Origin of the sequence: Leifsonia poae (assembly GCF_050632195.1) — a bacterium.
GTDB classification, from domain to species: Bacteria; Actinomycetota; Actinomycetes; order Actinomycetales; family Microbacteriaceae; genus Leifsonia; species Leifsonia poae_C.
The window spans coordinates 3,023,048-3,044,809 of record NZ_CP192580.1; the positions used below are offsets into that span (position 1 = coordinate 3,023,048).

General features: G+C 65.8%; 19 protein-coding genes. 7 read left to right on the forward strand and 12 right to left on the reverse strand.

The features are described from left to right. Positions 1 to 12: 12 nt before the first annotated feature. From ACQ86A_RS15245 to ACQ86A_RS15255, 3 genes are all read left to right on the forward strand, one after another. Entirely contained in the window at positions 13 to 1,458 is a 1,446-nt protein-coding gene (locus tag ACQ86A_RS15245; protein WP_431277817.1) for an MFS transporter, read from the forward strand. Between the two features lie 249 nt (positions 1,459 to 1,707). Beyond that, a complete protein-coding gene (locus ACQ86A_RS15250; protein ID WP_431277818.1) occupies positions 1,708 to 2,385 on the forward strand; it encodes a C40 family peptidase in 678 nt (225 codons plus the stop codon). Positions 2,386 to 2,468: 83 nt separating this feature from the next. Then, positions 2,469 to 3,377, forward strand: a complete 909-nt coding sequence (locus ACQ86A_RS15255) for a thioredoxin domain-containing protein (RefSeq protein WP_431277819.1) — start codon at positions 2,469 to 2,471, stop codon at positions 3,375 to 3,377. Between the two features lie 86 nt (positions 3,378 to 3,463). On the opposite strand, the gene ACQ86A_RS15260 is transcribed toward ACQ86A_RS15255, so the two are convergent. Beyond that, positions 3,464 to 4,066, reverse strand: a complete 603-nt coding sequence (locus ACQ86A_RS15260; RefSeq protein WP_431277820.1) for a TetR/AcrR family transcriptional regulator — start codon at positions 4,064 to 4,066, stop codon at positions 3,464 to 3,466. Positions 4,067 to 4,213: 147 nt separating this feature from the next. Here ACQ86A_RS15260 and ACQ86A_RS15265 point away from each other — a divergent pair, with 147 nt between their 5' ends. The 3 genes from ACQ86A_RS15265 to ACQ86A_RS15275 are packed head-to-tail and all read left to right on the forward strand — an operon-like array spanning position 4,214 to position 5,961. Beyond that, positions 4,214 to 4,810 (forward strand): DUF6230 family protein, encoded by a 597-nt coding sequence (locus tag ACQ86A_RS15265; protein WP_431277821.1) that lies wholly within the window; start codon positions 4,214 to 4,216, stop codon positions 4,808 to 4,810. Between the two features lie 3 nt (positions 4,811 to 4,813). Continuing rightward, positions 4,814 to 5,269, forward strand: a complete 456-nt coding sequence (locus ACQ86A_RS15270) for a DUF6114 domain-containing protein (protein WP_431277822.1) — start codon at positions 4,814 to 4,816, stop codon at positions 5,267 to 5,269. Positions 5,270 to 5,322: 53 nt separating this feature from the next. Next, positions 5,323 to 5,961, forward strand: a complete 639-nt coding sequence (locus tag ACQ86A_RS15275) for a hypothetical protein (RefSeq protein ID WP_431277823.1) — start codon at positions 5,323 to 5,325, stop codon at positions 5,959 to 5,961. A 27-nt stretch (positions 5,962 to 5,988) separates the two neighbouring features. Here ACQ86A_RS15275 and ACQ86A_RS15280 read toward each other — a convergent pair whose 3' ends face one another. From ACQ86A_RS15280 to ACQ86A_RS15290, 3 genes are all read right to left on the reverse strand, one after another. Further along, positions 5,989 to 8,463 carry a lysozyme gene (locus ACQ86A_RS15280; RefSeq protein ID WP_431277824.1) on the reverse strand — a complete coding sequence of 825 codons (2,475 nt, stop codon included), beginning with the start codon at positions 8,461 to 8,463 and terminating at the stop codon, positions 5,989 to 5,991. 167 nt (positions 8,464 to 8,630) lie between these two features. Further along, positions 8,631 to 8,972, reverse strand: coding sequence for a YciI family protein (locus tag ACQ86A_RS15285; RefSeq protein ID WP_431277825.1), 342 nt, complete (start codon positions 8,970 to 8,972; stop codon positions 8,631 to 8,633). Positions 8,973 to 9,004: 32 nt separating this feature from the next. Continuing rightward, complete coding sequence (locus ACQ86A_RS15290) at positions 9,005 to 9,430, reverse strand: VOC family protein (RefSeq protein ID WP_431277826.1); 426 nt, start codon at positions 9,428 to 9,430, stop codon at positions 9,005 to 9,007. 161 nt (positions 9,431 to 9,591) lie between these two features. On the opposite strand from ACQ86A_RS15290, the gene ACQ86A_RS15295 reads away from it, so the two are divergent. Further along, positions 9,592 to 12,297: a lamin tail domain-containing protein gene (locus ACQ86A_RS15295; RefSeq protein WP_431277827.1), complete on the forward strand. Its 2,706-nt coding sequence runs from the start codon at positions 9,592 to 9,594 to the stop codon at positions 12,295 to 12,297. Between the two features lie 83 nt (positions 12,298 to 12,380). Here the strand turns inward: ACQ86A_RS15295 and ACQ86A_RS15300 are convergent, their stop codons facing one another. The 8 genes from ACQ86A_RS15300 to ACQ86A_RS15335 all read right to left on the reverse strand — a co-directional run bounded on the left by ACQ86A_RS15300 (position 12,381) and on the right by ACQ86A_RS15335 (position 21,757). Continuing rightward, positions 12,381 to 13,133, reverse strand: coding sequence for a sulfite exporter TauE/SafE family protein (locus ACQ86A_RS15300; RefSeq protein ID WP_431277828.1), 753 nt, complete (start codon positions 13,131 to 13,133; stop codon positions 12,381 to 12,383). Further along, the gene (locus tag ACQ86A_RS15305; RefSeq protein WP_431277829.1) at positions 13,130 to 14,179 is read right to left on the reverse strand and encodes a nucleoside hydrolase; all 1,050 of its coding nucleotides are present in this window, start codon (positions 14,177 to 14,179) and stop codon (positions 13,130 to 13,132) included. The genes ACQ86A_RS15300 and ACQ86A_RS15305 overlap by 4 nt, the downstream gene beginning before the upstream one ends. Further along, positions 14,176 to 15,030, reverse strand: a complete 855-nt coding sequence (locus ACQ86A_RS15310) for a carbohydrate ABC transporter permease (RefSeq protein ID WP_431277830.1) — start codon at positions 15,028 to 15,030, stop codon at positions 14,176 to 14,178. The genes ACQ86A_RS15305 and ACQ86A_RS15310 overlap by 4 nt, the downstream gene beginning before the upstream one ends. Position 15,031: 1 nt before the next feature. After that, a complete protein-coding gene (locus ACQ86A_RS15315) occupies positions 15,032 to 15,934 on the reverse strand; it encodes a carbohydrate ABC transporter permease (RefSeq protein ID WP_431277831.1) in 903 nt (300 codons plus the stop codon). Between the two features lie 79 nt (positions 15,935 to 16,013). Then, on the reverse strand, positions 16,014 to 18,431 hold the full coding sequence (locus ACQ86A_RS15320; RefSeq protein ID WP_431277832.1) for an extracellular solute-binding protein: 2,418 nt from the start codon (positions 18,429 to 18,431) through the stop codon (positions 16,014 to 16,016). Further along, positions 18,388 to 19,347, reverse strand: coding sequence for a ribokinase (locus ACQ86A_RS15325; RefSeq protein ID WP_431277833.1), 960 nt, complete (start codon positions 19,345 to 19,347; stop codon positions 18,388 to 18,390). Before ACQ86A_RS15325 ends, ACQ86A_RS15320 begins: the two co-directional genes overlap by 44 nt. 169 nt (positions 19,348 to 19,516) lie before the next feature. Then, positions 19,517 to 20,683, reverse strand: a complete 1,167-nt coding sequence (locus ACQ86A_RS15330) for an RtcB family protein (protein ID WP_431277834.1) — start codon at positions 20,681 to 20,683, stop codon at positions 19,517 to 19,519. Positions 20,684 to 21,007: 324 nt separating this feature from the next. Continuing rightward, positions 21,008 to 21,757, reverse strand: a complete 750-nt coding sequence (locus ACQ86A_RS15335; RefSeq protein WP_431277835.1) for a hypothetical protein — start codon at positions 21,755 to 21,757, stop codon at positions 21,008 to 21,010. Positions 21,758 to 21,762 lie beyond the last annotated feature (5 nt).

Sequence of the window (21,762 nt, forward strand, 5' to 3'; positions counted from 1 at the left end):
CGCAGGGAGACCATGACCACCCCCACCGCCGCCGGCGTCGGATTCCGTTCCGAGCGCGGTCCCATCCTGATCAGCCTGATGCTCACCACGGGCCTGGTCGCCATCGACTCGACCATCCTGGCTACCGCGGTGCCATCGATCGTGAAAGACCTCGGCGGCTTCACACAGTTCCCGTGGCTGTTCTCGGTCTACTTGCTCGCCCAAGCCGCGTCGGTGCCGGTGTATGCAAAGCTCTCCGACACCGTCGGGCGCAAGCCGATCGTGCTGATCGGCATCGGACTCTTTCTGATCGGCTCGATTCTCTGCGGCTTCGCGTGGAGCATGCCTGCCCTCATCGCGTTCCGCGCACTGCAGGGTCTCGGTGCCGGAGCCGTGCAGCCGATGGCCGTGACCATCGCCGGAGACATCTACACGGTCGCCGAGCGCGCCAAGGTGCAGGGCTACCTCGCCAGCGTGTGGGCGATCTCGTCGGTCGTGGGGCCCACCCTCGGCGGAGTGTTCTCCCAGTTCACCTCGTGGCGCTGGATCTTCTTCGTCAACATCCCCCTCTGCCTCTTGGCGGCAGGGATGCTCATCCGCAACTTCCATGAGAAGGTCGAGCCGCGCAAGCACCGCATCGACTACGCGGGCGCTGTGCTGCTGACCGTCGGCATGAGTCTGCTCATCCTGGCGGTGCTCGAGGGCGGACAGGCCTGGGCCTGGAACTCGATCTGGAGCATCGGCGCGTTCGTGATCGGCGGGCTGCTGCTCGTGACGTTCGTGCTCGTCGAGCGCAAGGCTGCCGAGCCGATCCTTCCGCTGTGGGTCTTCTCGCGGCGTCTCCTCGTCACGACCACTCTCATCTCGCTCGGGGTCGGGGCTGTGCTCATCGGACTCACCTCGTATGTGCCGACCTATCTGGAAGGGACGATCAGCGTCGAGCCGATCGTCGCGGGTCTTGCGGTCGCCGCACTGACCATCGGGTGGCCGATTGCCGCATCCCAATCGGGACGGTTCTACCTGCGCATCGGTTTTCGCAACACCGCTCTGGTCGGCAGCGCGATCGCGATCGTCGGTGCCCTGACCCTGGCGATCACGTCATCGCATCCCAGCGTGCTGTACGTCGCGATCAGCTGCTTCATCGTCGGCCTCGGGATGGGCCTGATCGCGACCCCGACGCTGATCGCCGCCCAGTCGAGCGTCTCGTGGAACGAGCGCGGAGTCGTCACCGGCACGAACCTGTTCGCGCGATCGATCGGCAGCTCGGTCGGCGTCGCCGTGTTCGGCGCCATCGCGAACTCGATCATCGCGTCGTCGATCGGCGGCGAGCACGATCCGGCGACCGTTCAAGCGGCATCCACTGCAGTTTTCATCGCGGTGGCCATCGTCTCGGTGCTCACGATCACGGCGGCGCTCGCGATGCCTCGCGCCCGGGTCGAGGACGTGGAGTTCAGCGCTCAGGCGACGCCCGCGGAGTAGTCGCGGTCGTCGCGCATCGTGGCGCGTCGTCGGGCGTCGCATCCTGAGAGAACGTCTACGTAAGAGCCGCCGAAACAGGGGCTCATCTCGGGCGACGCTCATACTTCGACTCCTAGGCTCGATGACGGTATGCGAAACGAGACTCCCGGCACCAGCCCTCAACGAGCGAGGCACAGGGCCTCCCCGGCGACCCCTGAGAGTCGACATGCCCGCGAGGCTCGACGGCCGCGCGAATCTCCGCTCGCCCACGTGCACAGGGCTGCCGACCCCGGGCCGTCGGTCGCGCGCACCAGCGCGATCACGGCATCCGCCGCCGCCATCGCCCTGGTCGGAAGCGTCATGTTCGCTCTCCCCGCAGAGGCGGCCACCTCGACGGCACCGCTCGCCTACGTGACGGCAGCAGCCGAAGGGCACGTTCATGTGCAGGGCATGACGGTCGCGAACTTTGAGAGCGCCGCCCTGACCGACCGCAACGATCCGGTCGCCGCGGCGCTGGCCGGCGTCATCGCGGGACAGGGCGGTGCCGCGGGACAGCAGGCCGCGTCCGCAATCAGTTCGGCGCTCTCGGGCGGCGGAGTGCGTCAGAAGATCGTCGCGACCGCACTCACCTACCTCGGCGACCCGTACGTCATGGACGGGTCCAGCCACTCCGGCATCGACTGCTCGGGACTCGTGATGGTCTCGTACGCGAGCGTCGGCATACCGCTCGGGCACCTCGTGCACCTGCAGGACGAAGCCGGCGTGCGGATCGACCAGAGCCAGGCGCAGCCGGGCGACCTCGTCGTGTTCGACGACGAGGAGCACATCGGTCTCTATCTCGGCGGCGGTGTGCTGATTCAGGCGCCGGCGCCGGGTCGGCCCGTCGAGGTCACCACGGTGTGGGCGGGCGTGCCGCACCACTTCACCCGCCTGCTGCCCGCATCCTGAGCCGGACCCGCCTCAGCCGTCTCAAAGCATTCACCCCATAACATCATGTGGGAACTGTTCACAGTCGATGGGATGAAAGCCGAATGGCAACAGGTAAGGGTGCCTCCGGGCCGAGCAAACGGGATCGTCGCGAGGATGCTCGCGAGCACGCCCGCCAGATGCGCGAAGAGGCGGCCAAGAAGGCCCGACGCCGCAAGTTCATCGTTCAGGGCTCGGTGATCGTCGGAATCCTCGTCGTTCTCGCCATCGTCGGCGTCTTCGTCTTCAACGGGGTCAACGCGGCCAACAACGTCGCGAACCCGAAGAACATGCAGAGCGGCGGAATCCTCCTGACCAGCTCCTCCCAGGCCGTCACGACTCCTGCCATCGCCAAGGGCAAGGATGCGACCCCGACGGTGCAGAAGCTCGACGGCCAGACGGCGCACATCATCACCTACGTCGACTACCAGTGTCCGATCTGCCTCCAGTTCGAGCAGACCAACAACGACCAGATCAAGCAGTGGATGGCCGACGGTCAGGCGACGCTGGAGATCCACCCGGTCGCGATCCTCGACACCGCGAGCAACAAGAAGTACTCCACGCGGGCGGCGGCAGCAGCATCATGTGTCGCCAACTACGAGCCGAACAAGTACTTCGACATCAACACGGCCTTCTACGCGAACCAGCCGGACGAGCAGACCGGCGGCGGCCTGAGCAACTCGAAGATCCTCTCGATCTTCAAGGATGCGGGCGTGAGCTCCCAGCAGATCACGGACTGTGTCAACGACCAGCGGTTCGCGCAGTTCATCACGAACCAGACCAAGGCTGCGGTGAGCAACCCCGACCTCGTCAACCCGTCGAGCGGCGGCTTCGGCACCCCGACCGTGGTCGTCAACGGCCAGCGATACTCGGGCAGCGTCTCCGACGCCAACGCGTTCGCGACCTTCGTCGGCACGGCGGTACAGCAGGCGGGCACCGGCACCTCGACGCCGACGCCGACGCCGAGCAAGTAAGGCTCGCTCTCGGTCCAGCTCTCGAGCAGTCGTGTGAAAAGTGCGGTTCCCGGATGGGGAACCGCACTTTTTGCACGACCGACTTGTTAGACCGGCCCCTCCACCTCCACCGACCCCGCCACGGCTCGAACGCTCCGCTCCAGGAACGACACGATCTCGTCCGACGGCAGGTCGGTGCCGAGCACGCTCTCGACGAGCGCCTCCTCGGCGAACGCGACCCAAGAGCGCAGCGCGATCCTGAGCAGCTCGGTGTCACGCATCCCGAGCTCGAGGAACACGGCGACCACCCGCTCCGCTTGCAGCGTGCGGGCCTCCTCGACCTCTGCGCGCACCTCATCGTCGCCGCTCGCCACTCCGCGCACGAGCGAATAGAACGTGCCGCGGTGCTCGCGCACGAACCGCACGATCCTGCTCAACGTGTCGCGCAAACGCTCCAGCGGAGGCAGATCGGGCGACGGCTCGGTCGCCACGAGCATGCTGTCGCGTGCGGTTCGAACCACCTCGCGACGCAGTCCGTTCTTCGACCCGAAGTAATGGAACAGCAGACCCCGTGACACGCCGGCCTGGGCAGACAAGTACTCGATCGTGAGCGATTCGAGGGGATGCTCGGCAAGCGACGCGACGCCGATCGCGACCAGCTGGGCGCGGCGCTCCTCCGGGGTCAACCGGGTGCGCCGATCCTCCTGCATGCTGCGAGCCTATCCGGAAGGCTCCTATTGACATTCGGTCAATAGTCATTAGGCTCGCAGACGGAACGAGCATGACACCCGGATGGGGGTCGCTCCGCCCGAGTTCGGTCTCACCCGGTCGGCCTCACCCTGGATCAAGGAGGATCTGTGAAGTTCCGCAAGCTCACCGGCACGCACGGTGGTCGTCTCGTGCTCGCCGCCATCCCCGTCGCGCTCGTCTCCACGTTTCTGATGGCCGGCGTCGCCAACGGTGCGGTGCCCGTCTCGTTCGCGGTCTCGGGCAGCCAGTTCCAGATCAGTGCCTCTCAGCTCGACGGCACCGGATTCTCGCAGTACGCGGGCGTCGCCCCCGACACCGCCGGAAAAGACCACCAGGTCGCCATCGCGAACATCAACTCCGCGACGTTGTCCGACCTGTGCCAGTCCGTGGTCACCGACACTCCGATGGGCAAGGTCGGGCTGCTCATCACGGCGGGCGGCGGCGGCAAGCCGGCCAGCGCATCCGACCTCCAGATCGGCATGACCGACCTGAAAGGCGACTCGACCTTCGGAAACATCCGCATCGGCGTCGACGCGTCGACCGTGAAGACCAGCGCCAAGGGCTCGGCCGGTGACTTCGCTCAGGATGCGGACACCGTCAAGATCACGAACCTCCAGCAGACCGCGTGGAGCACCCAAGCCTCCGTCTTCACCCTGACGGGCATGCACGTGCAGCTCACCGACGGCTTGAAGGGGTGCTTCTAACCGATGACTGCCGTCTCCCATCCCGGCCGCCGGTCGGTTCATAGCCGCCGGTCGCGCTTCGCCGCCTGGCGCCGCGAGCGTCCGTTCGTCGGCGGACTGCTGACCGTGCTCGCCGGAATCGAGATGTTCTTCTCCGGTCAGCTCGACTTCGGCAAGATCCACGTGCAGCTCGGCATCGAGGGGCTGCAGGCCACGATCATCCCGGTCGCGCTGGTGCTCCTCGGCATCCTGGCCGTGTCCATGCCTGTGCACCGCATCTTCTACGGCGTCATCGCGTTGGCGGTCTCGGTCTACTCGCTCATCGGGGTGAACCTGGGCGGATTCTTCGTCGGGATGCTGCTCGGAGCGGTCGGCGGCATCCTGACCGTTGCGTGGATGCCGAAGGCGCCGATCGCGACGGAGGCCGAGCCTGCACTCGCCGAGGCCGTCGCCGAGGCCGAGACCGAGGAGCGATCCTGACCTCCGGCAAGCGCGCACGTTCCCGGCTGGGCGGTGCGCTCGCGCTCTGCGTCGTGCTCGCCGCGACCGGTATCGGCGCGGTGCGAACGTCTGCTCCGACTGAGTTCTGCATCCCGTTGCTCATGTCGTGCGGGTCGCCGAGCCCGATACCGAGCCCGACGTCGCCCGATCCGAGTTCGCCCATCCCGCTGCCGGGTCTGCCCGTCCCCGTCCCCGGGGCTCCGACGGACGCGCCGGCCACTCCGACCCCGACACCCACCGCGGCGGTTCCGGATGCGGGAGCGCCGACATTCACGCAGCCCCCGGCCCAGCTCGGCGGCTCCTCGATCTCGTTCACCGGCCTACAGTCCGTCACCCTGGTCGAGGTCCCGCTCGCCGACGGCACCAAGACCCCGGTGCTGAAGCTCGTCGCCGACACCATCACCATCACCGACTTCGCCCTGACAGTGCGCCATGAGACCGGCCCGATCCTGGCCACCACGGCGGACAGGATGGAGCTGCGCGGTCACGTGCAGGTCTACGCGGACTCGGCCACCGCGACCCTGCTCGACGGCACACCGATCACCCTCGGCGCCTCGACTCCCCCACCGGCCGACGGGCTGCCGCCGCAACTCCTGAAGGTCAACCTCGGCCTCGTGGGCGTCACCGCCGACTCGATCGCGTTCAAGGCACCCCACCAGAGCCTGAAGTAGCCGCGAGCAGCGCCCGCGACTACTCGGCTAGGCGAGCGGGCCGGTCGGAATGGCGGCGCCGAACATCGCGGACACGTTCAGGTACGGCTGACCGGCCGACAGTTGCGCGAAACGAGCCATCGACGCGATCGGATGCTTCTTCCCGCCGTTCATGTAGAAGATCGACCCGTCGGGTGTGCGGATGAACGCCGTCGCGTCGATGCCTTTGGTGAGGAGCGCGCACGTGAACGTGTCCAGCTGCACATAGCTGAGCGGATAGGTGGCGTTCAGCGACGACGAGACCGCGTGGATGCTGCCGCCCGCACTCAGATACTTCTGAGAGCCGCAGATGATGCCATAAGTGAGCAGCGTCGACGATGTGGGATACGCCGACAACCGGTCGTCCGTCGTGAACGTGAACGATTTGATCCCCGCTTCGGTCGGGTAGTCGAAGTTCGAGAACGGGATCTTGTTCGTCACCCCGTTCACGAGATAGACGGTCGCGTTGCTCGTATTGCGCACCAGAGTTCCCGCGTTGAGCGCGACCGGACCGCTGGGGAGCGAACTCAGAAAAGCCTGCGGCACCGCTGTGATTACCGGATTCTTTCCCGCCGAGAGCGCGATCAGAGATTCCCACGAGCTGATCGGCCGGATGTCCGTCGGCATCACGAGGTACACCGTCCCGCCTGCGGCGGACATGACCGCCGCACCCGCCTGGATCGGCGCTGCCGTGGCATAGGCGGCAAGGAAGGATGCCGGGACGGTCAAGGGCTGGAAGCTCGCGCCGCCCACGCCGGCGGCCCACGGATGCAGCCCACCGGTGCCGATCACCTGGACTGTCGAACTTCCGGATGCTTGGAATGCTCCCTTGAAGGGCGTCGCCGTCGGAACCTGGGCGAGACTCTCCGGCTGCAGGCTTCCGACCGCCGCACCGGGCATTCCCACGAAACTCGCCGCACTCGCGTCGATGACAGAGGCTTTCCCGCCCGTCAGGAGCACACCCGCGGTTCCCGGAACCTTCGCGAAGACGTTGTCTCTGGTGATCGGCGCCTTCACGGGGAGGTACGAAACCGCGGTCGCCGAGAGCACATGCGTACTCGAGCCGATTCCCGCTTGCGTCAGCGACGCTGTGTCGAGGACCTCATGCCTTGCTCCGCCCTGGACGTAGTAGCGCGGCCCCCCATTCGACATCAGCACCGGCAGCATCGCGGGCCCGGTGACGAACTGGGCGGCCTGTGCTGCCGTGAGTTGCACGAATCCGGATGAATCGCAGCTCCCACCGAAGTCCACAACGAGTGCACACGACATGAACGGCAGTTTGATACCGGAGTCGTAGAACCAGATCGTCCCGTCGGGCGAACGGATCACCCGGCTCGCTGCCTGTCTCGTGGTGAATTGATCCAGATAGCTCTGGGGCACGTAGGCGACCTGCCCGAGCGGGGCCAGTGCCCCGAGCGTGACCAGGCTCGTCACCGGATACTTGTCCGTTCCCGAGACGAGATAGACGGATGCGTTGTTCACCGTCCTGACGAGGCTCGAGCCGAGTCCGTAGGTCTGCAGCTGCGTCAGGCTGCCGTTGAAGACATCCTGATCACCGGGGAAGATGCCGGAGCTCGCGTACTGCCAGAGCGTGTACGACCCCCACCCGGCCGGGAGGGTGCCGGCACCGTCGGCGATGTTGTTGGGGTATCGCGCGATGAAGAGCGGATTGGCCGAGAATGCGGCGCTGTTGCCGGTGCACTGGATCCACCAGTTGGTCGTCGAGTAGATGGCCGGCAGTCTGCCGATGCGCGCCTGGATGGTGTTCGAGAAGTCGCGGATCCAGCTCACCATCGCGGCCTGGCTCAGGCCGTAGCAGGTTGCGCCGTACGGGTTGTACTCGATGTCGAGAAGCGGCGGCATCGTGCGGCCGTCCGCCGACCCCGCTCCACCGTGGGCAAGGAACCAGTTGGCCTGCGCAGCGCCGCTCGACGTGTTGGGGGTCGCGAAATGGTAGGCGCCGTGCAGCAGTCCCGCGTTGTACGAGTCGGTGTACTGCTCGTTGAACTGGCTGCTGATATAGGTGGTGTTCTCCGTCGCTTTCACATACGCGAATCGCGCGCCGTTCGCGTAGATCGAAGCCCAGTTCGAAGCGTTCAGCACCTGCCATCCGCTGACGTCCAGCCCGGGGATCCCTGGGGGACCCGCGGTCGCGGCCAGGGAACGGAACTTGCTGGGGGGCGACGCGGGCGCCGGATCGTTCAGCTCGACGGTGGAGCCCATGCTGTGGTTTCCCGCCGCGTTCATCACCGCGAGCGACGGATCATCGGGAACGATGTCGGATGTCGCCGGAGGTGCAGCCGCGGGCGGAGCAGCCGTCGGGGTGGGCGTCGGAGTGGGGGTCGTCGTCGCAGGCGGGGCCGTCGTCGGCTCCGGGGTGGCGGGTGCAGCCGTGGAAGTCGGGGCCGGTGATGCCGTCGGCTCCGCCATCGCGGCGGGCACCCCGACCGTGAGACCGCCTGCCACCACCGCGATACCACTCACGCTCGAAACGACGAGCCGCAACAAGGAATGCATGGATTTACCCCATCGGTTGCCTGTGTGTGAGTAAGCAGACTAACCCGGGCCCGCGGAGATCACACCCCGGGCGCGCCCGAACGACGGCATCCGGGACAAGTCCTCGCGAAGTCGAAAAGTGGATCTGGAGCCGGTCACACGAGTGGATCGAACATGAACTCGCGCACCTCTTGGGAGCACCGGCACGCGGTCGCGATCTTCGCCGCCCACTCCAGAGCGGCATCTCGCGAGGGCAGCTCGAGAACGGCGAATCCGCCGTCGAGCTCCCTGGTCTGCGGATACGTGTCGACCGTCACCGTGCCGTCGCCGGCCACCCTGACCGGATCGACCTGCTCATTGATGCCTCCAGTGAAGACGTAGACACCGGCATCCTGAGCCTCTCGGATGACCGCGTGCGCGGCATCGGAGACGGCCGGCAGCTCGTCCTGCGAAACGTCCATCGCCTCGCTCGGAAAAGAGATCAGATACTTCGTCATTCACGACTCCTTCGTTCGTGCTTGCGTCCAGGTCAGTGCAGGCAGAACTCGTTCCCCTCCGGGTCCTGCATCTGGTAGTAGTGCTCGTGAGCCGGTCCCCAGTCCTGGTCGATCAGGCGCACGACACTCGCCCCGAGGGCGACGAGCCGGTCCTTCTCGGCATCGAGCTCTTCGTTCGTCGGCAGCCGCCCCTGCACGGTCTGCAGGTCCATGTGGACCCGGTTCCGTCCCGTCTTCGGTCCGTTCGCGTGGTGGAAGAACAGCCGCGGCCCGCTCCCGTCCGTGCTCTCCGCCAGCCCTCGCTTCGCGAGATCGGCGTCGGTCAGACCGTTCGCGAGCAGCATCTCGCGGAACTCCCCCTCGAACCGCTGGAGCGGATAGTTGAAGGCCCGCGCCCAGAAGTCCGAGAGCGTCTGCGGATCGTTCGCATAGAAGACGAAGTTGGTGAGCGTTGCCAACGGCCGGATCCTCTCGAGCGGTGCTGACGGATACGCGTCCGATCTTCGTCCGATGAGCGCGACCTGTCGAGAGTGGCGCGACAAAATCCGGGCTGCGCCGTTCGCCTGCTGTTCACCATCCCTTTCACCCTCGTATGGGCGGCGTCGCTAGTTTCCGGATTATGAGACTTCAGACAACCCGAGCCATCGCGGTCCTCGCCGCGACGGCAGCGGCGGGCGCCCTCGCGGTCGTGCTGCCGACCGCGGCGTATGCCGCTGACGCACCCGACGTCAAGATCACCGAATGGATGTACAACCCGGTCAGTTCTTCGGGCGAGTACATCGAGATCACGAACCTGAGCGCGTCGTCGGTCAGCCTCGCCGGCTGGTCGTTCGACGACGACAGCCGCACGCCGGGAACGGTCCCGCTGGACAGCCTCGGCACCCTCGCCGCCGGCCAGTCCGCGATCATCACCGAGTCGGCCGATGCCACCTTCCGCAGCGAGTGGAACCTCGCCGCCGACGTGAAGATCCTTGCGGGAAACGCGGTCAACCTGGGCCGCGCCGACGAGATCAACATCTTCGACGGTCCGGATGCGGTCGCCAACCTCGCAGACCGTCTCACCTACAACGACCAGGGCACCGGCGCCGTGAAGGGTCCGCGCACGCAGGGCGTCGCGGGCATCCCGAAGACGGATGCTGCACTCGGCGCCAACGACGCCTCGCAGTGGCAGCTCTCCGCGGTCGGCGACGCCGAGGCATCCTGGGCATCGACCACTGGCGACATCGGCTCGCCGGGCAAGAGCCGCTTCGCGACCGCGGGCGGCGACGGCGGAACCGGCGGCCCCGGTGCCGACTGGAAGAACGTCCACATCAACGAGGTGTCCTCCGACAACGGCGCAATGCCGGTCGGGGATGCGGTCGAGCTGTCCAACAGCGGAGCCACCGACGTCAGCATCGCCGGCTGGTTGCAGATCGACAGCGGTGCGGCGACCTCGGCAGCACCCTTCTCGGCAACTCTCGCCAACGGCACCGCGACCACGGTCATCCCCGCGCACGGTTACGTCTACTTCTCGTCCACTAAGGGACTGGGAAGCGGTGGCGACGGGGTGAAGGTCTACCTCCCGGACGGCGCTAACAGCACCGCAGGAACACTGGTTGACTCAGTCGATTACACCGCCGGCGAGGCGGGCACCGATGAGGGCAACAACTTCGGTGCGGGCGCATACGCGCGCTGCCCCGACGGCACCGGCGCGTTCGTCTCGGTCAAGGACAAGAGCTTCGGCGCCTCCAACGCAGACGCATGCAAGACGACGCTGACCAACCCCGCCGACGGCGGAACCCCGCCCACACTGGCCTGCCAGCCCGAAGCACCGTCGGGCACCGGAACCCTGCCTGCGACCGCGCTCACGCCGACCACCTGGCCGGGCAGCGCATCCGTCGCCGTCGCCGACAAGCAGTGCGCGTGGACGACCACGACCGGCCCTGAGGGTCGGGATGTCAGCGGTCTCGTCTTCGACCCGACCAACGCCAACGTGCTCTACAGCGTCAAGAACAAGAGCTGGGTCTACCGGATGGTGAAGCAGGGCGACCTGTGGGTCCCCGACACCACCAACGGCTGGAGCGCGGGCAAGGAGATCTTCTTCCCGGGCAACACCGATGTGGCGACGAACCAGCCTGACTCCGAGGGTCTGACCGTGGGTCCGGATGGCGCGCTCTACGTGACCACCGAGCGCAACAACGCGGCCAACACCATCCCGCTGAACTCGATCCTCCGGTTCGACCCCGCCCAGTCGGGCACCCAGCTCGTCGCGACCGACCAGTGGAACCTGACCGCCGAGTTCCCCGAGCTGCACGCCGGCAACAAGGACCAGGCCAACCTCGGCTTCGAGGGCGTCACCTTCGTGCCAGACGGCTACCTGACCGCCAACGGATTCGTCGACCAGTCGACCGGTAAGACCTACAAGCCGACGGACTACCCGCAGCACGGCACCGGCCTCTACTTCGCCGCGCTTGAGAACGACGGCAAGCTGTACGCCTACGCTCTCAACGCCGACCACAGCTTCCACCGTGTCGCCGTGGTCGACACCGGCATGGGCCACGTGATGGATGTCGCGTACAACACCGACACTCAGCGCATCTGGGCCCTGTGCGACAACACTTGCGGCGTCACCTCGACGGTGTTGAAGGTGAGCACGACCGGTTCGATCGTTCCGGATGTCGCATACAGCAAGCCGGCGAGCCTCCCCGTGAACAACCTCGAGGGCTTCGCCCTGGCGCCGAACTCGACCTGCGTCGACGGCACCAAGGAGGTGCTGTGGTCGGACGACGGCATCTACGGTGCGGGAACCGGCAGTCCGACTGAGGGCCACGCGCTCTACAGCGGCCGCATCAACTGCGACCTGAACCTGGGCGAGCAGGGTGTTCCGAAGGGTCCGGATGCGTGGGACAAGAAGAAGGTCTACTTCAACACCGACAAGGTGAGCTACGACGGCAAGGTATTCCAGGCCCTCTGGTACACGTCCGGCGAGACCCCCGGCAGCAACAAGAACGGCGCCTGGTCGGAGATCGCGACGGATGCGAACGGCACCGCCCTCTGGACCGTAACGCGTCCCTTCAACGCCGGTGAGATCGTGGTCTACCAGGGCCGCACCTTCAAGGCGCTGTGGTACTCGCGCGGCACCACCCCCGGCGGCGTCGGCGGCCCGTGGAGCGAGCAGGTCGCACCCACGACACCGGGCGGCACCCCCGCCTGGAGCGCCGCGACCGTCTACACCGGAGGCGAGAAGGTGACGTACCAGGGCCACGTGTACCAGGCCCAGTGGTACACCGCCGGGAACGCGCCGGTGCCTGGCGCGTTGTACAGCGTCTGGAAGCAGCTCAGCTGAGGTTGACCGGCCCGGTGGGGCTGGGAGTGTGAGACGGAGGGTGGCTCGTTCGCGGGCCACCCTCCGTTCGTCTGAGCGCAATCTCAGTGAACGAGGTGGATCACGCCGGAGACAAGTGCGACAGCTGCGCCCGCGAAAGCGATGACGATCACGGCCGACCGAGCCCACCTCACCTGAATATGTCTCGCAGCGAAAGTACCCACTGCGACACCCGCCACGAGTGCCACGAACGCCAGCGGCCAACCGATTGGGCCCAGATCAGGAAAGGAGCCCGGCGCGATGACGAGCTTCGACACGACGGATGCCAAACCGACGGTCGCGAAGTACGGCTGGAGGGTCGCCGCGAACTGCCGGTGAGGCCATCGGCTGAGGATCCCGTATGCGCTCACTGCTGGGCCTCCCACACCCGCTCCAGCGTTCATCAGTCCCGACGCGAATCCGGCAACCAAGCGCGGTGGTTGCCCTGAGATCGTGATCGGCAGACGGGCCACGAGCAGCGAGGCTGTCAGGGAGACGAGCAGGATTGCGCCGACCGTGGTCTCAAGGATCGCGGGTTCGACCCGGGCCGCCAGGAATGCCCCGGGGATCACTCCGACGAGAGCTGCCGAGGCGAGCCACGCGTACGCACGGACGTCGACATCTCGCCACACGGTCACGAGGACGATGAGCGCTGACACGATGCTTGCGAGGTTGACGAGCATCACGCCGTCGAACGGTCCGAGGAGCAGGACGAGGAACGGAGAGACCACGAGGGCGAACCCCATCCCGGTCACTCGCTGAGCGATCGCCCCCACGAACATCGCGATCGCAACGGCCGCGAGCGCACCGCCCGTCATCGGGCCGCGGCGGTCACTGGGTCGAGCACCTCGGAGCCTGAAGCGAATGCCGACAGCAGCAATTCGACCAGCCGAGCGTTGTCCACCCGTGTTGCAACACGAATCGGCCGCAACGATTCGGGCACGCGTAACCCGACATGGAGTCGAAGGTTCTCCGCCGTCCACCAGATCGCACGCCCACGTGTCAGCGTCCCCGACAGCTCGACGTCGACAATCCGATCCTCGTACTCCGCAATGTCCGGATCGATGAGCAGAGCAACGGTGAGCGGATCGTGGAGCAGACAGCCGTCGATGTTGCGCCACGCAGCCGCATAGTCGATCCACGGCCTGGTGGTCTCGACGACGTACTGCGCGACCGGGTTCGGGTTGTGGAGCAGGCGATCGAGGTCGGCATGCGTGAAGAGCGTCTGCGATGTCGTGTCCAACGGCACGAGCGTGATCGGGGCTCCGCTGGTCAGAACGATGTGCGAGGCCTCGGGATCGATACCGAAGTTGAGCTCTTGCAGAAATCCCGGCACGTCGAAGGCGCCGCCCATGATGACGATGTCGCGCACGAGCTCCGGCAGCCGGGGCTCGAGCTCGATCGCCATCGCGATGTTCGTGAGCGGACCGATCGCGACGATGGTGAATGCCCCGGGCTCGGCGCGCACGAGTTCGACGATGCGAACGGCAGCGTCGGGCGAGCCGACCGAAACGGATGCGGGCCGCTGGACACCCACCCAGGCGCGGACGACGTCTGGGCGCAGCTCATTCGCATCCTGTCGCTCCCGCCAAGGATGAGGAGGCTCGAGGAGGGCTCGTTCCGCGCCGGCGTACACGGGGGTGTCCAGTCCGAGTCGGGCAACAAACTCGCTGGCTACGGCGTAGCCGACGTCACGATGCGTGTTGCCGGAGACTACGGTGATCGCCTCGAGCGAGAACAGGTCGGTGCGCGCGACGGCGAGCGCGAGCGCGAGCCCGTCGTCGATGTCGGCAGCGGGCATCCCGTTTCCAGGGTCGCAGTCGATGATCAGTCGGCGGTGCTCCGGGGCTGGTCCGGCGCTCATTCTTTGCTCCCGGAGGATGCGAGCGAACCGGCGAACTGCCGTTGGAAGACGAGCAGCAGGATGAGCGGCACGGCAGCCGTCAAAATCGCCGCCGCGAACATCTGGCCGAAATCCACCCCCGATTCCTGCGCGAAGTCCGCGATCGCGACCGGTGCCACCCGGGAGTCGGGAGACGGCGCGATCAGGAGCGGCCAGAGGAAGGACTGCCATTGGAAGACGAACAGGATCAGACCGGCGCCGACCAGGGATGCTCGCGACAGCGGCAGGTAGATGCGCCGATAGATCCCGAACCAGCTGAGTCCGTCCATCCGTGCGGCCTCCGCGAGCGAGTACGGGATGTTGAGGAAGAACTGGCGAAGAAGAAAGATCGACAAGCCGTTGCCGATAGCGGGGAGCACCAATCCGACCAGCGTGTTCTGCAGGTTCCAGTCGCGGAACGTGTTGGCCAGCGGGATCGCGATCGCTTCGAACGGAACGAGGAAGCTCACGACCATCACTGCGAACACCGCGCTGCGTCCCGGGAAGTCGAGGACGGCAAGAGCGAACGCGGCCAGCGAGGAAACGATCAGCCCGAGCACGACACTGAAGAACGCGACAATCACTGAGTTGACAAGCGAGCGGGCAAAATCGCTGTTCAGCACGGCGAAGTAGTTGTCGAATGAAACGGTGGAAGGCCAGATCGTCGCGAGGCTGAATGGTGACAGGTGGGCGAAGATCTCACTGCTCGGGCGAAGGGATGAGATCAGCGCCCAGAGCAGCGGGAGGATGGAGAGCGCCGCGACGGGGACGGCGATGAACAGCGCGAGGCGGCCCGCTCGACGCTGGCGGCGATTGTCGATGATGTCGGACATGTCAGTCCTTTCCGGGAAGCAGGCGGAACTGCACGCCGACGACACAGACGACGATGAGCACGAGCACGATCGTCGCTGCTGCTGCTCCCGCCGGGTCGGCGAGCACGTATGCGCGCTCGAAGATGAAGTTCATGATCAGGTTGGTCGAACCCTGAGGTCCGCCTTGGGTGAGAATCCGGACCGGTGCGAAGACCAAGAAGTTCGCGACCGTGTCCGCGACCAGGACGAAGAGCAGGGGGCGCCGCAATCCGGGCAGGGTGATGTAAAGGAATTGCTTCCATCCACCGGCGCCGTCGAGCTCTGACGCCTCGTACAGGCTGCTCGGGATGTCCTTGATCCCGGCAACGAGGAACGTCATCCAGTAGCCGACACCGACCCAGGTGCAGATGATCATGATCGACAACAGCGCGGTGCTCGGACTGACCAGCCAGGGGACGGGAGCGATCCCGAGCGATTCGAGGATGCCGTTGATCGGCCCATCCGGTCGGAACAGCACGCCCCACACGATCGCCGACACGATCTGCGGCACAGCGATCGGAAGAAGGATGAGAGTACGCCAGATCCCGACTCCGGGTACGCGCTTGGTGAGCACGACGGCCAGCCAGAGCGCTAGCGCGATCTGGATGGGGTTGATCACGATCGAGAACAACAGGGTGACCTTGAGCGCATTCAGGAAGGTCGGATCGGTGAAGACGTAGCCGAAGTTCGAGAAGCTGACGGTGCCGACCTTGTTGGTGAGCGACGTACCGATCGCCTCAACAGTCGGGATGATGCGGAGGATGAGCAGCCCGATCAGGGCGGGCAGCAGGAACGCTGCTGCGGTGAGCCAGATCCGGACACGAGCGAGACGCCGCGAACGGACCCGGGCGTTCGACGCGGCGGCGGTCCGTGCGCGCAGCGTCATAGAAGAAGTCTGAGACACGATTGTCCTTCGAAGGAAGCGGTGGGCCGTGCGGGACCGGCGAACCGGCCCCGCACAGGCGTCACTTGTACTGGGCGAGCTGGCGCTCGAGCGTGCTCTGAGCGTCGCCGAGGATGGAGCCGACGTCTCCGCCGGAACGGATGTCGGCGAACGCCTTGTTGACGACCGTCTCGAAATCGGCGTAGCCGATCGACGAGGGGCGGCGTGCGGCGTGCTCATCGGAATCGGTGGTGAGCAGGCTTCCGTACTGCGCGGTCTGCTCGGGCGCCACACCGTCGATGTAGTGGATGTACTTCGGGTACGCCTTCTGGTTCACCGGCGGCAGGTTGAACTTGGTGGAGGTTCCCACTGCGGCATCGCTGTTGAGCGACAGGTAGCGGGCGAACTCCTCAGCCGCCGCTTTGTGCTCGCTGTACGCGCTCACGCCGACGGCCCAGGAGTCGGTCGGAGTAACGACCTTTCCACCGTCCTCATATGGCAAGGGAGCCATGCCCCATTTGTCGGCGAGAGCGCTCTTCTGCAGATCTGTGATCCGGGCTGGCCCGGCGACGTAGAAGGCGACTTTGCCCGATTTGAACAGGTCGGGCATCTGAGCCGACTGAATACCCTTCGGAGATAGCCCGTTTGCGTAAAGGTTCTTGTACCACTCGCCGAACTTCTTCCAGTCGGACGTGTCGACGGCAGGAGTCAGGTTGGCAGTGCCGGAAAGACCTGTCCCCGCGCCCATCGACATCAGCACGGGCTGGAGAGCGTAGTACGCGTCGACCTGTTCGAAGGCGAAGCCGTATTGAGCCCCCGCACCTTGCGCCTTCTTGGCCGCATCGAGCGTCTGCTCCCACGTCAATCGATTGGCGTTGTCAGCCCCGGGAGCTGTGATACCCGCTGCAGCGACCAGATCCTTGTTATAGAAGAGGAAATTGTCACTGGTCCACAACGGATACGCCCACTGCTTGTCGTTCCATGTGACGGACTTCACGCCACCGGCGGTCAGGTCCTGCTTCATAGTCTTCGCGTCCGACGAGACGTCGACGAGGAAGCCTTTCTGCACCATCGACGGAAGCCGTGGTGGATCGACGGCAATGAGGTCGATGGAGGAATCCTTCGAGCCCAGACGAGCCTGCGTCTGCGCAGCGATCTCGGTGAACGGGATGACCTGCAGGTCGACCTTGATGTTCGGGTGATCCGTTTCGAACGATTTGATGACGTCGTCGTAGACGCCTTGATGCGGGGTGACGAAGGTGATCGTCTGGGTGCCGGTGGTGCTTGACCCGGACCCTCCGCCGGCCGTGCAGCCGGCTGTGAGCGACATTGCCGCGGCGGCGACAACGGCGCCCGCGACTCTGACGGTTCGATTCATGCTAGGTTCCTCTTTCGGTGGGGACTGCCAGGCGTCTTCAGTGTTCGCCAACTCGGTCGGCGCCTGGTGGTTCTCATTCATGGGATAGGAGCAGCCGCAGGAGCGGCGGCGGACGAGCTGCACCTCACAGGTGAGATGCCTGGTCTCGTCCGCGTCTAGGGGGCGCGCTAGCGCAACAGCGTGGCGCGCGATTTCTTGGAACGGCTGAGTGACGGTAGTCAACGGCGGCGTGCTGAACCGCGACTCATCCGTTCCGTCGAAGGAGATCATGGCGACGTCCTCGGGTACGCGGATTCCTCTCTCGGCGGCAGCTGCGAGCAGGCCGATCGCCTGCTGTTCACTGGCCACCAGCACGGCATCCGGAATCTGGCTCTCGAAGAGTGCTGACCCGGCCGCGTAACCGCCTGCTCGACTGAACGGCGCCTGTACGAGGAGGTCGTCACCGTTAGGGAGTCCGGCCGACTTCAGCGCCTTTCGCCAACCGCCGATCCGCTCGACCGCGGTGAATAGAGCCGACGGTCCGGCCACGGTCGCGATTCGGCGATACCCGTGATCGATCAGGTGCTCGGTCGCGATCACAGCGCCCTCGAAGTTGTCGACGACCACCGAAGCGACGCCGAGCGTGGGGTCGTATCGATCCAGGACCACGACGGGGACGCCGGCAGACAGCGCCTGCTCGACGTGAGCGTGGTGTCCGACGCCGACGTAGAGCAGCCCGTCAACCTGGCGATCAATAAAGCTGCTCACCAGGCGGGCTTCACGCTCACCGCTCTCGGCCGAGTTTCCGACGAGCAGAACCCGTCCCGACGCGAACACCTCGTCTTCGATCGCACGTGCCAACGCCGCGAAGAATGGGTTTGAGATATCGGGCACGACAAGGCCTAGCGCACCGGATGAGCCGCTCGCTAAGGCTTTCGCGATCGTGTTGGGTCGGTAACCGGTGGTCTTGATCGCCTCGAGAACGCGACGACGTGTCTCGTCGGCGACAGGCCTCGGCCCGTCGTTGACGACGTAGCTCACGACGGCCTCGGATGTGCCTGCCGCGCGAGCGACATCCCCCGTGTGACGCGCTTCGCGGTCATGCGGAGACTCCCGCGAGGAGAAGCCGTCGTTCGACCTCATCGGAGGTGGCATATGACTCGGCAGCACCGGGCCGGCCGACAGAGAGAGATGCGGCGGCCGACGCCCAGGTCATCGCTGCGCGAAGGTCGTCACCAACAGCCAGCCGTGCGCAGAGGGACCCGACGAAGGCGTCACCAGCCCCGGTCGTGTCGACCACACCGTCTGCCGGCAATCCGGCCACATTCCAGACGCCTTCATCGGAGGCGGAAACCGCACCGGCAGCGCCGAGCGTGATCACCACCGAGCGAGCGACCGACGTGAGCGCTGTCGCGAGTTCGGACGGGCTGTCAGCGCTCAGACCGAGCGCAGTTGCCACTGCTGCGGCCTCGTGCTCGTTCACGATCAGCGGGTCACTGATCTGCAGTGCTTCGTTCGGGATGTCGATGACGGGCGCGAGATTGAGCACGAACCGCGAGCCCGCGTCGTGTGCACGACGGGCCACGTGTGCAACCGTGGCGGCGGGGGTCTCGCCCTGCGTGAGAATGACCGAAGGTGCGCCATAGGCGTCGAAAATCCGGTCGGCGTCGCTCCACGCGAGGCGCGAGTTCGCGCCGGCGTCGACGATAACCCAGTTCTCCCCGCTCGCATCGACCGCGATCGAGGCGCTGCCTGTCGCGCAGCCTGACTCCTCGTCGATGGCGTCCGTGATCACACCGGCGGCCCGAAGCGCCTCTATGGCGGACGCGCCCGCACCATCCGCACCGACCTTCGCAGCGAACCGGACGATCGCGCCCGCTCGGGCAGCTGCGACAGCCTGGTTTGCGCCCTTTCCTCCGAGTCCTCGCCGCGCGGCAATAGCCGTCACGGTCTCGCCCGGGCGCGGAAAGGTCTGCACGAAGGTGAAGTGATCCTCGTTGACAGAGCCGACGACGAGGAGATCCACCTCGGGATCCGCTGGGGCGAGCCGCTCGTTCATCGTGTCCTCTCTGACGGGAAGTAGCAGCAATCTACGCGTATTGTCTACGCGCGTCAACTTCTCCCCAAAAGATGCAGGGATTGAGACTCAACGCGGTGGCGAGACGGAGGGCGGCTCGTTCGAGCCGCCCTCCGTCAGGGGTGCCGGCTACCGGCACCCCATCCTGTTTTCAGTCCCCCTTGACGTTCACGATCTGCCGCAGCTTGTGCCGCACCTTCACGAGATCGGCAGCGTCTTCCATGATCTGGTCGATCGGTTTGTACGCTGCCGGAATCTCATCCAGGAAGGCGTCCGTGTCCCGGTATTCGATTCCCGTCATCGCCTCCTTCAGCTGGTCGTGCGTGAAGGTTCTCCGCGCGGCGCTCCGCGAGAAGTTCCTCCCGGCACCGTGCGGGCTCGACTCCAGGGCGACCTTGTTTCCGAGGCCTTCCACCACGTAGGACGCCGTTCCCATGGATCCCGGGATGAGCCCCAGCTCACCGGCCCTCGCGGAGATCGCGCCCTTCCTGGACAGCCAGACGCTCTTCCCCCAGTGAGTCTCCTTCTGGGTGAAGTTGTGATGGCAGTTGATCCGCTCCAGCTCCAGGACATCGGTGCCGGTCCATTCGCTGACCTGCCGCACGACCCGGTCCATCATCTCTTCCCTGTTGAGGAGGGCGTATTGCTGTGCCCACCGCAGTTCAGCGATGTACCGGTCGAACTCGGGCGTACCTTCGACCAGGTACGCGAGGTCCGGATCGGGCAGCGTGATCCACCACTTCTGCATCATCTTCTGCGCAACCTTGATGTGCCGCTGCGCGATCTTGTTGCCGACGCCCCTGCTCCCCGAGTGCAGGAAGAGCCAGACACTGTCCGTCTCGTCGACGCTGACCTCGATGAAGTGGTTGCCGCTGCCCAGCGTCCCGAGCTGTTCACGCCACGCACCGAGCGCCTGCGCCGGGTCGAATCCGGCGGCGACAGCCATCTGCTCGAGCTCCGCCACCCTCGGCACCGCAGTCGCAACGATCTTGTTGTTGTGCGCTCCCGCCGAAACCGGGATCGCCCGCTCGATCTGCTCCCGCAGAGCACGCAGGTCGTTCGGCAGCTCGCTCAGCCGGAACTGCGTCCGAACCGCGATCATCCCGCATCCGATGTCGACACCGACCGCAGCAGGCATCACGGCCCGCAGCGTCGGGATCACGGAGCCCACGGTCGCCCCGAGCCCGAGGTGGGCATCCGGCATCAATGCGACATGCGGGAACACGAACGGCATGGTCGACGTGACCCGCGCCTGCTCCTCAGCTTTTGCGTCCAGGATGCTCGCCCAGCTGAGCAGCCTCTTGTTTATCTCTTTCATCGTCTTTCTTGTCTGTGTGAATTTCTGGTTTCCGGATGGTGGGCACCCGAGAAATTCGACACACCTCCACATCGCAAGAGGGAGGAAAGACGCCGAACGCCCCGGGCCCTCGAAGGCACGGAGCGTCCCAAAGACGGTTCGCGCCTACACGAGGTGCTGGAGAGTGAGCTGTTCGCGAGAAAGATTCTGCGAACGCTGAGGGCTGAGTCGGCGCTGATAGCTCACGGCTTGGTCCTCTCCAGATCAACGGGGCGTGCATGCTGGCCCGGTGGCACAGCCTTGCGAGCATAGCGGGACGGCAAGCTCGGAGTCTAGAGTCAGCGGCTAGTCGGTGGTCGCGGCGGTTTCAGCCGCTTCGTCCTCGCGTTCCCGCGCCGCGGCCAGTATCCAATTGCGGTACTCGACGGCGAAGTGCTCGAGATGCTGGTCGATCACCTCGGGGGCGCACGTCGCTGGGAGGGTGACCGAGAGCCGCACGGTGAAGCCGTCGGGTTCATCCCGGAACAGGTTGGAGATCGAGCCGACTACTGTGCCGTCCTCGAGCACCATGCGGGAGCGGCGCGCGCCCGAACCCTCCTCGGCGGCCGACCGGAGCTCTTCCTCGGTCGCGGCGCTCGCATCCCAGCCCGCCATGAAGAACGAGCAGACCTTGTCGCCGAGCGTCTCGACGATGTTGACCGAGCCGCCCGGCTGGTTGTGAATCGAGTAGTGCTCAGGATGCGCGGCTAGCAGCACATCCTCGCGCTGGAACGCCCGCCCCAGCCACGCGGCGAACTCCCCCGCGCTGATCCCGTGCGCTCTCAGGATTGTCGTCCCGGTCGCCTCCTTCCCGGCAGAGCGGGCGAGGTGGTCGCGGAGGAACGCGTCACCCGCGGCGATCTCGTCGCGCAGGAGTTCGAGTAGTCGCTCTCGGCCCAGGGCAGTCTTCAGCAGGGACAGAGCTCGACGTGCGGAGAACAGCTCGAAGCGGTCGATGCTTGTGTCCGTATCCTCCGAAGCGATCCGCACCCACGATGCAGGTGCAGAAGAAGCAGAGGACGCGGATGCTGCCGTGACGTCATCACGGTCGATCATCGGTG